Source organism: Schleiferilactobacillus harbinensis (assembly GCF_008694105.1).
Lineage (GTDB): Bacteria > Bacillota > Bacilli > Lactobacillales > Lactobacillaceae > Schleiferilactobacillus > Schleiferilactobacillus harbinensis.
In genome coordinates this window covers 3,067,992-3,082,322 of the sequence record NZ_CP041364.1, presented here as the reverse complement: position 1 = coordinate 3,082,322, position 14,331 = coordinate 3,067,992, and the positions used below count along the sequence as shown (strand labels likewise).

Genomic DNA, 14,331 nt, shown 5'->3' with positions numbered 1-14,331 from the left:
TTACCCCTTTCTACTGCATAATAATTTTGAATCCAACTGGGGCCGTACTTTCAGTCAATACGGGATGGACCACGATGCCGCTGGGCTGATTGTCAAATGGAATCGGCCCGTAACCCAGCTGTTCGACATGATCGATTAACCCATGGAACTGATTGACCCGCGCGTCATTATCCGGCGTAATCATGGTGAGCGTGATGGTCTGCCCGGCCTGCGGCGCTAACGAAAAGGCGTATAACGCTCCGTGGTTCGCTGTGTAGCGGATGTCTTGAGGGGTGTAATGAATGGCCTGCTGATCCTGAAAATCACCATCCGCCGCGGGGGTTGGCCCTTCCTGTGCAAAACGCCAGGGTCGGCTGCCATAAATTCCTTCGCCGTTAACCGCCAGCCAGCGGCCAATGTCTGCCAAGATTTTCCGATCGCCCGGAGCAATGGACCCATCAGCTCTCGGCCCAACGTTGAGCAGCAGATTGCCATTTTTACTCACAGTATCAATCAACGTAATCAGGATTTCGTTGGTACTCTTATAGTCCAGCGTAGTCGTGTACGACCATGAATTCCGAGCAATCGCCGTATCAGATTGCCATACATACGGTTGGGCATCGGCAAAGCTGCCGCGCTCCAATTCAGGGATGCCGGTGCCGAATGCAAGGGCATCCTGTTTGTAACAGATTGCCCCTTGTAACCCGGCATGGGCCATGGTGTTATAGTAAAACGCCGCAACGCGCTGCAAGGTGTCATGAAACGCTTGATGCGCAATCCACCAATCAAAATACAGTAATTCGGGATGATAATTCTCCACCAATTCGCAAACCCGCAATTCCCAGTCCGTCAAGAATTCCTCAGTTGGATACGGTTGGCTGAATTGATTCGTCGGCCGATCCGGTTCCGGCATCGCTGGCCAATAGAAATCGCCGCGCTTGAGCGGCTCCTGAATATCGCTAGAAAAGTCTTGACCATGGCCCATAAACCACCAATGCTCAGCCCGATGATTCGAGGCGGCAAAGTGCATCCCGTGATCAGTCGCCGCCTGGCGCAGTTCGCCCAGGATATCCCGTTTTGGTCCCATCTCTACAGCGTTATAATGGGACAACGCGCTGGCGTACATTTGAAACCCATCATGATGTTCGGCGACTGGCATGTAATACTTAGCCCCCGCCCGTTGGAACAGGTCCAGCCACTCTTGAGCATCAAATTTTTCAGCCGTGAATTGGGGAATGAAGTCCTTGTAACCAAATTCTTTTTGCGGGCCATACGTCCGCACGTGATGTCTAAATTCTGGATAATCTTCAATATACATATTCCGGGAATACCATTCATTCCGATATTCTGGGATTGTATATAACCCCCAATGGGTGAAAATGCCAAACTTGGCATCCCGGAACCAGCCTGGCAACTGGAATTGGGCCAGTGATAGCCAAGTCGGCTGATAAGGGCCCTGGGCCAGCACCTCGGCAATATGCTGTTTAGTGATCATCAAAGGTGCTCCTTTCCCAATCAAAACCAAGCGTCTGCAACCATGTCCGGGCGACCAGCATGTGCCCCTGCACGTTGGGATGCACCCGATCGCTGGTCAGAATATAACTGGATTGTTGCGTCAAGAAATGATCCACGGCTGCTTGGACGTCCACATAAATCAAGTGGTTTTCCCGGGCCAGCCGTTCAGCTATTCTGCGATAAGCATCTACCATATGCCGCATTGGATCTTGCCGATTGGGTTCAATCATGAAGGGACTCATGATCATCATTTGCTTAACACTTGGCTGGGTTTTAGCAATGAGTTCCCGGTACGTTTTTTCATAGAGATCCTGGGACACGATGTTTGGCGCCTGTAACTGCTGGAACGGGGCATCGAAGAAACGCCACACGTCGTTGACCCCGATCATGATGGAAACATAATCCGGTTCCATGGCCAGGACGTCGTTGTCCCAACGATTTGCCATTAAGGCAATATTATCGCCCGATACGCCTTTATTGACGACCATGATCTCTTTGTCTGGATAAACCGCCGTTAACAACGCATTAATCTGACTGACGTACCCGTCACCAAACGATCCCCAGCCCGCCGGAATAGCGTGATAATCCCGACCGACATCAGTCACCGAGTCGCCAGCGAACACAATGCGACTATTCTTTTCAAAAAGCATATCAATTCTTCCTTTCACCCAGCCACTATGTAAAACGGGACCGGAACCTTGGTCCCAGCCCCGCTTAATCTTACCGATTTTTTTATACCTGACTATTCCCGGTTCTTATATTCTTTAGTGATGGCGACCCGTGCTTTTTGCTGGTCTTTAGCGTTTTGCATATCTACTTTTAGTACCTTGGCATAGTCCAACCCATTGACCGTGGTTTGCATCTGCTTGAACAAACTATTGAATTCACTGTCCGACTTAGCATAAACCATCTTCCAGGAAGAATTGACAATTTGAGTCTTAATCTGACCGCGCAACGTGGACACTTGCGATTCTTCATCAGGTTGAACATAACTGGCACCAGGTGCCACTAGAATCTTATTGTTCTTCTTCAAATAGTCCATCGTGGTCTTCGCTCCACCCATGTGAGCGGACCAGTCCTTATCCAAAGGTGTTGTGTTCTTGGCCAAAGTCGATGGCCACATGTTGGCATTATATGCATATCCCGTGTTGGGATCGATATCCTGCACTGATTCAGTCGGGTAGTTCAATGCCGCCACCCCGTCTTTATAGGCGCCGCCACCATAATTCTTAGGCACGTTCGCACCGCCGCCGAAGAAGACTTTGTTCCCAAAATCAGTTAAGGTCGGCTTGCCATTAACCAACTTCCAAGTCAGTCCTTTGATCCCAGCTGAACCATTGGTCTGGGCACTCGAGGCGTAAACCCCTTCTGGACTGTAGAGCCAATTGATGAATTTTACTAACCGGGCCTTGTTTTTTGCTTTCGAACCAACGGCGATGAAAGTTGACCCACCGTTAGGTGTCGCCCCATACGAGAAAATCTTCATGTCTTGCACGGGCGCAATCTCAAATCCGCGACCAGCCTCTTTATTCTTATCAGTGTTGTACGCAGCTTGACCTAGCCATGGCCAGAAGGAGAAAAGGACCTTCCCTTGTTGATACTTGGCATACATTGTATCGTAATTCTGAGTGGACGATTCAGGATCGACCAGCCCCATCTGGTTGGCTTTGTTAAAGAACTGCAGCGCCTTCTCGTACTCACCATTACTTTGGGTGATGGACTGGTAATCAGAACCGTCTGCCTTCGCCAATACGAAGCCCATCTCGTCATATCCATAAAACGTTGTTGGCTGTTTAGCATTATTCATCATGTTGCCGTCCCAGTCCTTGAACAGGGACATTGCGTAGATCTTTTTATCCCCAGTCTGCTGCCGAGCTTTATCTTGCATTTCCTTCAGAACAGGAAGTAAATCACTTAACGTTTTGAGTTTAGGATAACCTACTTGTTTATAAAGATCCCAACGAATATAGGGGCCAAAAGTTGGATCATTGCCCTCTGAGGGCTCTGTTGGTGAGGCCGTAGAAACGCCGGACGGGACACCCCAGATACCGCTCTTTTGATCAGCAATTTTGTTCAGCTCTTCGGTGGCCGCTTTATACTTTGTAATATATTTCATATTTTTGGCATAAGGCGTCATGTCCACAATCAACCCGGATTTAATCAACCGTTTGGCCCGGCCGCTGCCAGACCCCGTGATGATCAAATCGTCCAAGTTGCCAGCAGCAGACCGCGTATCAAACAATGTGCTGCCGCCACCCGCCACGTTTGGGGCAATGATGTTTAACTTCATATTGAATTTGTCTTTGACCAGCTTACCAAACCAGCCCCCCTGCGTGCCTTGATAATTTGCCAAATCATCGTAAACCGTAACGGTCATCATTTTACCGTCGTCTTTGGTGTCGACTGCGCTGCTCTCTTTTTTGCCGCAACCAGCAAGTACCGACCCAATGGCCAATGCAGCGGCCAACGCTAAACCAAGTTTCTTCTTCATTACGAAATTCCTCCTAACCTTTTACAGCACCTAGAAACATGCCCTTGACAAAGTACCGCTGGAACAGCGGATAAATAAACATGATTGGCAGGACAACGATAATTGACACGGTCATACGGATCGATGTTGGCGTTTGTTGCGTTGCCAATGCGGCCATATTCAACGCACCGCCAGTGCTATTCTTGACCGCTGATGCCAGCGAACTGGCTTGGTTAATGTATTGATATAGCAAATATTGCAGTGAATAAAGCTTTTGATCCGTGATATAAATCAATGTGTCCTGGAATGAATTCCATTGACCAACCGCGGAGAAAATGGCCACCGTGGCTAAGATTGGCGTACAACTGGGCAGAATGATTTTGAAGAAAATGGTGACGATACCCGCTCCATCAATCTCTGCCGCTTCCTGTAAAGATCGCGGAATAGATTCAATAAATGTCTTCACCAGGATAATATTAAAAGGTTGCACAATGGCCGGTAACACATAGACCCAGAAGGTATTGGTTAAACCCAGGTTTTTCATCGTGATGAACATGGGAATAATCCCGGCGTTGAAGTACATCGTGATCACAATGAAGCGGTACCAAAATTTACGATGCCATAAATTAGGCTGTGTGAACATGAAACCCAGGAAGGCACTGGCCATCACTGTCAGAGCGGTACCTAGAACTGTTCTGGCCACTGAAATTAGTGTCGCGGTGGATAACCCTTCCAGTCCTAACACAGCGGTATAGTTTGACCAGTGGATACTCTTAGGCAGCCAATTGATCTCACCATTCGCGCTTAACGTGTTGGAAGAAATACTATTGATAAACAGGTAGTAAAACGGATATAAGCACACCACCGTAAAGAGCACGAAGAACAGGATATTGAACACCCGGAACACGCGCTCACCAGGAGTGACTTCATTCTTTTCAATCTCAGTCAAAGTGTTTTTCTCCTCTCTGGACTAGATAATGGACTCGCCGCGAGTCTTCTTAGACGTGAAGTTGACAATTGCCAGTAATGCAACAGAAACCAAGCTCTTCAACATACTGATGGCCGTGGCCAAAGACAAACTGTTATTCCCCATCCCGATGTTGTACACATACAAATCAAGGACTTGAATGTGCTTCAAATTGAAGGCATTTTGGAAGACGAAGTATTGATCCATCCCATTACTCAAAAAATTGGCAATTGAGAGCATCAACAAGACAAAGTACGTCGGCATCAAGGCAGGAATGGTGATGTTCCGGATCAACTGAAACTTATTCGCCCCATCAACGCGGGCTGCTTCATAAAGCTCTGGATCAATCCCAGCAATGGCCGCTAAATACATAATTGATCCCCAACCAAGGCCTTTCCATAATCCCCAGAACAGCATTTTGATCCAAGTAAAGCTGTCGCTGTCCAAGAATTTGAGCGGTTCAGTAATCAGATGCAAGTTTTGCAGCAACCCATTGACCATCCCACCGGAGGAGAACATCGCGAAGGCAATGGCGTAAACCAGTACCCAACTGATGAAGTTCGGCAAAGTCGTTAGTGTCTGAACGACGTTCTTGAAATGCTTGTTATGAATTTCATTCAACCCAATGGCAAAGATGACCGGGAAGAACGACGTCAAAATATTCAAACCGCTCATCGCGAACGTATTGACTAAAACTTGGCCAATCTCGCGCAATTGAGCTGGATTTTGGACCATCATCTTGAACCATTGCAACCCAACGAATTCGCTTTGACTCAGTGGAATCGGCGGCTTGTAATCAAAGAATGCATATACCCAGCCGAATAACGGTAAGTATGAAAACAGAAACGCTAAAATCAAGAAGGGGATGATTAATAAAAACATCTTTTTCCCTTGTTTGCGCTGCATCTTGCTTAATCCGCCGCGCACCTTTTTCTTCCGTGCTGGCTTGATGCTCTTGTCTTCTGCGGCCTGCATGTTATTCCTCCTATCAACCCCAATGACCTTGCACTGGCAAAAAAGCTTGTATATGATGAACTGGTTACTTTGCGAAAGAGAGGCTTATAAAATGCACTTCAATATCGAAAGCCCAGTTTGGAAATTTATGGGAACGCTTGCAAAATTTACCGGTTTGAATCTCCTGTTCGTCCTCACCTGTATCCCCGTCATCACGATTGGATCAGCCCGGACAGCATTGTATGCCACCATCTTCAACTATCAAGATAACGACGCAACACCATTATTTCGCACCTATTGGAACCGACTGAAAAGTGAGTTTCGCCTCAGCTTGGTATCCACACTGATTTTTCTCGGACTCTATGCCATCTTGATCTTCAATCTGGTCTTTTGGCTGCGAATCAAGTCTGGGGCGAGTGCGATTGTTTTACCACTACTCGTGATTATGACCGTCATCGTGTCTTTCACCTTTGAGTATCATTTCCCACTGCTCGCCCGTTTTCAAAATACATACCGGCAAACGTGGAAGAACTCGCTGATGCTGCCGTGGATGCGGTTTGGCAACACCCTGCTTCTGCTGGTGATTGATGTCGCCGTCTTTTCCCTCGCCTATTTCTTACCGCTATTACGCGCCCTACTCGTCATCGTCGGCATTGCCTGGACCGCGTACCTGAAATCTTTCGTCTTTCTACGGGCGTTTTCGGTCAATCGATCTTGAACCTTTGCAATCACCGGCTGGTGATATCAGATTGAATGCCTTCTTAGGTTAGTTAGTATGATTTACCAACCGACACCAGTAGTGTACACCATGGGTTTCCAAAATGGAAGCCCTTTTTTGGTTGATTAGACAAGTTTTTGGGCGGATAATAACGAAGTGCACAATAATTCGCCTTTTCATCCTGAATTCATGTAGTATGTTAGTTGGTAAGTAATACTAACGAAAGGAGAAATTTTATGGAAAGAGTACCCAGTAAAAACCTCGTACGGCAAATCAACGAACACGATGTACTGCAAACAATTTTTAATGCTGGCCCAATTTCCCGCAGTCAAGTCGCCCAACAGCTTGGGTTAAACAAGGTCACCGTTTCGGACATCTTTAACGATTTGATTGACCAGGGCTTGATCATCGATGTGGGTGAAGGGGCCAGCAGTCAAAACGGCGGCCGCAAGCCTACCATGATTAAGTTCAATGCTCGTTACGGCTATATCGTCAGTTTTGACTTTGGGGCCAGCTATATCGATCAGCTGGTCACCTATCTGGACGGCAGCATCATCAGTTACGCCCATTTTTCCGTCACGGATATGACCGTGCCCGACCGGTTGGCCTTCATCGCCGAAAGAATTGAAAAAGTGGATGTTCCCTTCGCCATGCACCAGCTGATTGGCATTGCGGTCTCCGTACCCGGGATCGTCGACGACCAGCAGATTGTTTATTCCCCATTCGCCGAATTAGTCGGCACGGATATCGTTGGCTTTTTACACACCCGGTTCGCGGTGCCGGTGTTGTTGGAAAACGGTGCAAATTCCGCCGCGATTTATGAGCGAGACTTCAATGGCGCCCCCAACGCGGACACTAATCTAGTAGCCATCAGCATCTATCAGGGCATCGGCGCCGGAATCATTATTAACAACACCCTGTATCGTGGTTACCGCGGCGAGGCTGGCGAAATCGGCAATATGGTGCTGTACGAAACGCCCCCGGCCGCAACTCCTAAAACAATTGAGCAATCTTGTTCCGAGGATGCCGTTCTCAGTCAGTTGCAGGCTGCAAAAAACAATAGCTTCCTTGCCCGTCAAGATCTCGTGACCCTTTATCGCGATCACGACGCAGACGCCACGGATATTTTGGATCGATTTGCTTTTTACGTCGCCAATATCGTGCAAAACGTCATTGTCTCCTTTGCCCCCAGCCGGGTCGTTTTGAATTCGGGTATCCTCGCGGAACTGCCTGAGCTGTTGTCTGAAATTCAAAGTCACATTCACTCTTTAACGGGCGAATCAATTCCGGTCACGATTACGAATGATGTCCGCAATGCCATTGTGCTCGGCGGGGCTTCCTTAGTGGCCCATCACATTTTGCATTTAGCAGACCGCCAATTATTGTTCCGGACCCATTAGTGATGATTCCTATATAGAAAGAAGCGGTGCTCTATGGCTGCCACCCATTACCAAAACCCTGTCATTCAAGGGTTTTCTCCCGACCCATCCGTATGTGTCGTCGGTGATGATTTTTATCTCGTCAATTCAACTTTTTCCTATTTCCCCGGCATCCCGATTTTCCATAGCCGCGATATGGTGCACTGGTTACAAATCGGAAATGTCCTCAGTCGATCATCCCAGGTCAACCTCACCGGTAACAACATTGCCGCGGGGATTTTCGCCCCTACGATCCGCTACCACCAGGGCACATTCTATGTGATTTGCACCAATATCGGTCACGAAGGCAACTTCGTCGTTTCTGCCCAAGACCCGGCCGGTCCCTGGTCCGATCCCGTCTTTATCACTGAGGCAGACGGGATCGATCCCAGTCTGTTCTTTGCCCCTGATGGCCGTATCTATTACACTGGTACCCACGATCGGGCCACCGGCGCGGCCTATCCCGGTGATAATGATATTTATCTCGCCGAACTCGATCCCGCCACGTGGCAAATCAAGGGACCCAAGCACCCGGTGTGGCATGGTGCGCTACGGGGATCTGCTTGGGCCGAGGGGCCGCATTTATATTATCGGCATGGGTATTATTACCTCATGATTGCTGAAGGCGGCACTTACCACCATCACGCCATCACCATTGCCCGCAGCAAAAACATCACCGGTCCTTATACCGGCAATCCGGATAATCCGATTCTAACCCACCGCCATCTGGGGCAAGACTATCCAGTGGCTAACGTGGGCCATGGCGATTTAGTGGCCAGTCCCAATGGCAGTTGGTACCTCGTCTGCCTGGCCAGCCGCAAGGTTGCCGGCCGGGTTAATTTAGGCCGCGAAACGTTCATTGCCAACGTGAGCTGGGCAGACGACTGGCCGGTAATCAATCCTGGTGTCGGCCGGTTATCAACCACCGGCACGATTGATTTACCCCCAGCGCCAGTACAGCAACCGACTGCCACCATTGTTTTCGATCAGCCGCTGGATCCCCGGCTTCTTTTTCTGCGCAATCCAGTGCCTGCGAACTACCAGTATCCCGGCGATCACACTGTACGGCTAACTCCTACTACTGTAGACCTGACTGCGCCTGCTTCCCCAACCTTCATCGGTGTCCGCCAACGCAGCATGACAATGCTCTTCCGCGTCGAATTCAGCACCCTACCGGCGACTGCCAACCAAGTGGGCATTACTGTATTTCAAACGGATCAGTACTATATTAAGTTCTTCGTCACCACAGAAGCCGGGCAGTCATCACTGAAAGTAATCCAAGCAGCCGGCGGTGAGGAGACGACTATCAGTTCCTGGCCAGTACACACGGCCATCCGCACGCTGTGTTTCCGCCAAAATGGGCAGACCCTATCCTGCGGTTACCGCAATACCACTGATCCTACTTATCACTGGCTGGATATCGCTGTGGATACCCGTTCGTTAAGCACAGAAATCGCTGGTGGTTTCACAGGGTGCGTGAATGCCGTCTTTGCGGTGGGACCAGACAAAACACCGATTGTCCTGCGGTCGCTTTCAACCGATGCCCCGGCAGTGAACTGATCAACGGCTGCGCGCCTGCTGAAACTTCTTCGGCGTCTGCCCGGTATACGCCTTGAACGCCTGAATAAACTGGGAATTGTCCGTAAAGCCCACCTGCTCGGCCACTTCGTACACATTCCACTCCGGGTGCGTCATCAGCAGCGATTTAGCCTTGCGCAGCCGCAGCTCTTGCAAGTATTGCAGCGGTGTCTGGTGATAGTACCGTTTGAAGATACTGGTTAAATACTGCACCGTATAGCCGGTCTTGGCCGCCAACTGGGTATTCGTAATTTTTTCCCCGCTATGGGCGTCCAAATATTGCAGTACCGGCGTGACGATGCCAATTTCCGCCATGCCCCGGGCGCCGATTTCCACGTCCTGCCGCAGCAAGAGCAGAAAGGTGAACAGCAGCTCGGCAATCACCCGGTCCTGTACCGCGGAATTGGCCAGGGTCGCGTAATGTGCCGCCACAAAACGCGCGGTCGGCTGGCTCAGATCGGTAATGACCCGGTAATCGCCCATCCCCAGCGGCGTCACCAAATTCGCCACCAGCGCCCCGCCAAAGGTGAGATACGCGGTCTGCCAATCGCCGGAACCTCGGTAACTGTGGGGCACGCCAGGGCGAATCAAGATCCCGGCCCCCGCCGGCAGCGTATACGTCGTCCCGCCGATGGTCACAGTACCCTCGCCGCTGGCGGTTTGCAGCCAATGGTAAAACGGATAGCCCTGGGGCCGGAAGATCGCCTCCTGCCGCCATTCGTAGCCGATACTTTCACAAAACAGGGGATAATCCTGATTCATATGGGTAAACACCAGGCGCATCGTCCTTGCCTCCTTTTCACTCATCTTCAAATTACCATACTTTTACCTAAATTTCTCGCTCTCATTCCAGTCTGATAGCGCTTAGAATGAAGGCATCACTTAAGCAATGGAGGATTCCTAATGACCCAAACACCATTTAAACAATTCCTATTCGGCGGCGACTATAACCCCGAACAGTGGCCCAAGGAAATCTGGGCGGAGGATATGCAGATTCTCACCGACGTGCACATGAACGAAGCGACCATCAATGTCTTCAGCTGGGCGCAGCTGCAGCCTAGTGAAGAAACCTATGATTTCAGTACGTTAGACGCCATCGTTGAGACACTGACCCGGGCCAACTTCAACATCGTGCTCGCCACGTCCACCGCCGCCCTGCCGGCTTGGCTGGTGACCCGGTACCCCGAAGTCACCCGGACCGATTATGAGGGCCGCCGCGCCCGCTTTGGCGGCCGCCACAACGCCTGCCCCAGTTCACCGATTTTCCGCTTCTACGGCGCTAAATTAGCGGGCAAACTGGCGGAACGTTATGGCCATCTGAAAAATGTGGTCTGCTGGCATATTTCTAACGAATACGGCGGTTATTGCTACTGCGACAACTGCGCGGCGGCCTTCCGGGTTTGGCTGCGCCAAAAGTACGGTACCCTGGATGCCTTGAACAATGCTTGGTATACCCACTTCTGGAGCCATACCTTCTACGATTGGTCAGAAATCGTCCCGCCCAACGCGCTGAGCGACGGCATCAACCACGATCACAATGTCGTCCTTTCTGGAATGGGCATCGACTGGCGCCGATTCCAGTCAGAGGCGCTGCTGCAGAATCTGAAGGATGAAAAGGCGGCAATCCGCCAATATGATCCAGATACGCCGATCACGACTAATATGATGGGCACCTTCAAGGACCTGGATTACTTCCAGTGGGCGAAGGAACTGGATGTCGTGTCCTGGGACAGCTATCCGGCTTACAACACGCCCCACAGTGAAGTCGCCATGCGCCATGATTTGATGCGCGGTCTAAAAGGCGGCCAACCGTTCATGCTCATGGAGCAAACCCCCAGCCAGCAAAATTGGCAGGCGTACAATGCGACGAAACGGCCGGGTCAGATGCGGGCGTTGAGCTTCCAAGCCATCGCTCACGGGGCCGACACGATTCAATACTTCCAGTTGCGCCAAGGTCGGGGCGGCACCGAGAAATTCCACAGTGCCGTGATTTCCCACGCTGACCACGACGAGACCCGCATCATCCGCGAGACCCGAGCCCTGGGCAGCGAGCTGGCCAAGGTGGGACCGCAGTTAATGAACGGCCGGATTCAAGCCAAAGTCGGCCTGATCTTCGACTGGGACAATTATTGGTCCCTGGAATATTCATCCGGCCCCAGTGTCTCCTTGACCTACGTCGACCAGATCAAGCGGTACTATGCGGCCTTCTACCGGCAAAACACCGCCGTGGACCTGATCCCGACTAATCTCTCCGCCGACCAGCTGGCCCGTTACGATGTCGTTCTGGCCCCAGTCTTGATCATGGTCAAACCCGGCGTCAGCGACGCCATCCACCAGTATGTGGCAAATGGCGGGACCTTTGTCACCACCTACATGAGCGGCATCAACGATGAACACGATAACGTCATCATGGGCGGCTATCCCGGCCCGTTCCGGGATCTGTGCGGCCTGTGGGCGGAAGAAATCGATGCCCTGCCGCCGCATACAGCCGTCCCGGTGCAATTCGGCGACACTGAGACCGGCGGCAGCATCGTCGCCAATGTGTCTCACCTGGAAGGGGCTGAAACGATTGCCGCTTATGGCGGTGCCGACTATTACGCCAACACCCCGGCCGTAACCGTCAACACCTACGGGACCGGCCAAGCCTACTACGTCGGGACCGTTCTGGATACCGCCGGGATGGACGTCCTCGTTGACCGCTTGATTCAAGACAAGCATCTGGATCATTTCACGACGCCCGCCGATGTGGAACTAACCACCCGCCACTATCCTGATTATGCCCTGCATTTCCTGATCAATAATGGCAATCAGACCGAAACGGTCGATACCAGCCGCTTCGCTGGGATGCTGACATTGATTGGCGATGGCCCGGTGCAGGCGACCACCGAACTCGCCCCTTATGGCCTGCTCGTGATTCAAGAAACGAAATAAATTCTGAGCCTGCCCAAAGGGGCCGCGCAAATTACTGCGCGGCCCCTTTTCTCAATTAATCATCATCATCGTCATCGTCCGGCTCTTCCCATTCGCCGTCGTACCCGTCGTCGTCATCGCCGAGAAAGTCGATGCCCATGGTCTGATAATAATTATCTACAGCGTCGAAGATGAAGTTCTGGGCCTTGTCATAGGCCTCATCATCGTCGTTCAAACTGATGAACAATACCTGCATGGTCGTCATCCACGCCTTGCGCCGGAAGATCGTGCGGGGGTCGGCCGGGTCGACCCGCCGTTCAACTTCCATGGTTACGTCCCGCACCAATTGCATGAAGGGCGCCGGCTTCATCACTTGCGCTTTGGCCAGGTCATTCAGAATCAAGCCCATGGACTCCGCCTCGTCGCCGAGGAACGGATCCTGCAAGTGCCAGAGGATGATCAAGAACGTATCCTTCAACTGGCCCAACACTTTGGGCGGATAGTCCGGATGCATCACCGCCGCGTAAAGGAAGCGCAAGCCGCAGGCCAGCGCGGTCAAGTTGCCCGGAAAAGTAATTGCCAGGTGATTTTCCTGGCGGACATAATCTGTTGCCCACTGGAAAAGGGTGTGGCGCTGTTTGGCGGTGAGAAAGGTACTCATCATGTCCCCCACCAAAATGCCCGCATATACCGTGGCCGTGTCCCCCCGGGCGGCTAAACTGTGATCTTCATCGGGGAGTTTATCGATATCCAAGAACAATTTGTTATCCTTCATTAAAGCAGCGGCGGTTGCTTTGCTCTGGGCATCTGTGAAGCCCCCGTCAGCGAACCCTTGAATCAGCGTGTTGACCGCAGTCGCCCGGTCTTCTGTCGCTCTAACGCCCAGATGACTCACGGCAAAATCAATATCCTGCTGGTCAACCCGGGGCGCCTCCGCCGGTTTCTCCGCGGCGCCTCCGCCATCGTGGCGGTTCAAGAAATTAGCCAGCGACTCGCTCTGCTCTTTCGTTAAAGACTGGCCGGAAATCAAAGCGTTCAGCGCATCCATCTGGGGCGCCAGTTCAGCCATATCGATATCCCTTTCCGGCGTCGGTGTCCGCCGAACGAACGGCTTGGTCTTAGGCGGCAAGGCGGCGGGGGCAACCGGTGCGTCTGGCGCCATGGCCGCGCTTAAGGCCTGATTAATTTGTTTGCGATCATACGGGGTATCCCGCCCGCCCCGGGTCTTAGGCATCGCTTGCCGGCCGCCATTAACAAAGGGCGGCGTCGGCCGATCTGCGATCGCGGCGGCGGATAAAACATCTTCCAGCGTGATCATCAGCCGCCAATTTTTGACATTCGGCGTTTTTAACAACAACTGGGCCTGTCGAGAATCATGAATAACCGAATAAACGGTGGTGGTATCCTCGGGATATTTGGCCGTCAGCACTTCGCTGGTCAGCCCAGTTGCAGTGGGTGCTTTGACTCGCCGGTGGAACTTAGGGGTCGCGTTCTCCGCTGGCCCAAAGGAGGTCAAATCAAAAACAGCCTGAATCACCCGGCGCAAATCGGCCAGGGTGTATGTTCCCGGAATGACCACCCGCCGCCAAATTGGCGGATGCGCGTTTTCCAACGTCATTTTAAGCTGCAAATACTCTTTGTCTATCTTCGCCATAAGCCATACCCTCCTGCGCATACGCCGCATTATCCTAACGTTCAGTGTAGCAGAGCCGCCGGGCAATGTCAGCGTCCCGCGGACTCGGTCTAGGCCAATGATGGCTTTTGACCGTTTAAGCCATCAATTACTGCCAAAACCGCATTCTCGACAGTTGGCCGCCTCGGT

General features: G+C 51.6%; 11 protein-coding genes. 4 read left to right on the top strand and 7 right to left on the bottom strand.

From position 1 onward, the window contains the following. Positions 1-10 precede the first annotated feature (10 nt). The 5 genes from FMM01_RS15200 to FMM01_RS15180 form a co-directional block, all read right to left on the bottom strand. Positions 11-1,474, bottom strand: a complete 1,464-nt coding sequence (locus FMM01_RS15200; protein WP_150393087.1) for an alpha-L-fucosidase — start codon at positions 1,472-1,474, stop codon at positions 11-13. After that, positions 1,464-2,144: an SGNH/GDSL hydrolase family protein gene (locus FMM01_RS15195; RefSeq protein ID WP_150393086.1), complete on the bottom strand. Its 681-nt coding sequence runs from the start codon at positions 2,142-2,144 to the stop codon at positions 1,464-1,466. The genes FMM01_RS15200 and FMM01_RS15195 overlap by 11 nt, the downstream gene beginning before the upstream one ends. A 92-nt stretch (positions 2,145-2,236) precedes the next feature. Continuing rightward, entirely contained in the window at positions 2,237-3,985 is a 1,749-nt protein-coding gene (locus tag FMM01_RS15190; protein ID WP_150393085.1) for an extracellular solute-binding protein, read from the bottom strand. 13 nt (positions 3,986-3,998) lie between these two features. Next, positions 3,999-4,913, bottom strand: a complete 915-nt coding sequence (locus FMM01_RS15185) for a carbohydrate ABC transporter permease (protein WP_150393084.1) — start codon at positions 4,911-4,913, stop codon at positions 3,999-4,001. 21 nt (positions 4,914-4,934) lie between these two features. Further along, the gene (locus FMM01_RS15180) at positions 4,935-5,906 is read right to left on the bottom strand and encodes an ABC transporter permease (RefSeq protein WP_146994241.1); all 972 of its coding nucleotides are present in this window, start codon (positions 5,904-5,906) and stop codon (positions 4,935-4,937) included. Positions 5,907-5,997: 91 nt separating this feature from the next. On the opposite strand from FMM01_RS15180, the gene FMM01_RS15175 reads away from it, so the two are divergent. The 3 genes from FMM01_RS15175 to FMM01_RS15165 all read left to right on the top strand — a co-directional run bounded on the left by FMM01_RS15175 (position 5,998) and on the right by FMM01_RS15165 (position 9,581). Beyond that, on the top strand, positions 5,998-6,603 hold the full coding sequence (locus tag FMM01_RS15175) for a YesL family protein (RefSeq protein WP_190973396.1): 606 nt from the start codon (positions 5,998-6,000) through the stop codon (positions 6,601-6,603). Between the two features lie 236 nt (positions 6,604-6,839). Further along, complete coding sequence (locus tag FMM01_RS15170) at positions 6,840-8,003, top strand: ROK family transcriptional regulator (protein ID WP_150393082.1); 1,164 nt, start codon at positions 6,840-6,842, stop codon at positions 8,001-8,003. A gap of 33 nt (positions 8,004-8,036) precedes the next feature. Then, the gene (locus FMM01_RS15165) at positions 8,037-9,581 is read left to right on the top strand and encodes a glycoside hydrolase family 43 protein (RefSeq protein ID WP_150393081.1); all 1,545 of its coding nucleotides are present in this window, start codon (positions 8,037-8,039) and stop codon (positions 9,579-9,581) included. On the opposite strand, the gene FMM01_RS15160 is transcribed toward FMM01_RS15165, so the two are convergent. Next, on the bottom strand, positions 9,582-10,382 hold the full coding sequence (locus FMM01_RS15160; protein WP_063515745.1) for an AraC family transcriptional regulator: 801 nt from the start codon (positions 10,380-10,382) through the stop codon (positions 9,582-9,584). Positions 10,383-10,502: 120 nt separating this feature from the next. Between FMM01_RS15160 and FMM01_RS15155 the strand changes: the two genes are divergently transcribed. Then, positions 10,503-12,530, top strand: coding sequence for a beta-galactosidase (locus tag FMM01_RS15155; RefSeq protein ID WP_150393079.1), 2,028 nt, complete (start codon positions 10,503-10,505; stop codon positions 12,528-12,530). A gap of 55 nt (positions 12,531-12,585) precedes the next feature. Here the strand turns inward: FMM01_RS15155 and FMM01_RS15150 are convergent, their stop codons facing one another. Then, positions 12,586-14,163, bottom strand: a complete 1,578-nt coding sequence (locus tag FMM01_RS15150) for an IS1096 element passenger TnpR family protein (protein WP_190973395.1) — start codon at positions 14,161-14,163, stop codon at positions 12,586-12,588. Positions 14,164-14,331 lie beyond the last annotated feature (168 nt).

Coding starts and splice junctions, on each gene's coding strand:
- FMM01_RS15200 (WP_150393087.1), bottom strand. CDS start 1,474: ATGATCACTAAACAGCATATTGCCGAGGTGCTGGCCCAGGGCCCTTAT.
- FMM01_RS15195 (WP_150393086.1), bottom strand. CDS start 2,144: ATGCTTTTTGAAAAGAATAGTCGCATTGTGTTCGCTGGCGACTCGGTG.
- FMM01_RS15190 (WP_150393085.1), bottom strand. CDS start 3,985: ATGAAGAAGAAACTTGGTTTAGCGTTGGCCGCTGCATTGGCCATTGGG.
- FMM01_RS15180 (WP_146994241.1), bottom strand. CDS start 5,906: ATGCAGGCCGCAGAAGACAAGAGCATCAAGCCAGCACGGAAGAAAAAG.
- FMM01_RS15175 (WP_190973396.1), top strand. CDS start 5,998: ATGCACTTCAATATCGAAAGCCCAGTTTGGAAATTTATGGGAACGCTT.
- FMM01_RS15170 (WP_150393082.1), top strand. CDS start 6,840: ATGGAAAGAGTACCCAGTAAAAACCTCGTACGGCAAATCAACGAACAC.
- FMM01_RS15165 (WP_150393081.1), top strand. CDS start 8,037: ATGGCTGCCACCCATTACCAAAACCCTGTCATTCAAGGGTTTTCTCCC.
- FMM01_RS15160 (WP_063515745.1), bottom strand. CDS start 10,382: ATGCGCCTGGTGTTTACCCATATGAATCAGGATTATCCCCTGTTTTGT.
- FMM01_RS15155 (WP_150393079.1), top strand. CDS start 10,503: ATGACCCAAACACCATTTAAACAATTCCTATTCGGCGGCGACTATAAC.
- FMM01_RS15150 (WP_190973395.1), bottom strand. CDS start 14,163: ATGGCGAAGATAGACAAAGAGTATTTGCAGCTTAAAATGACGTTGGAA.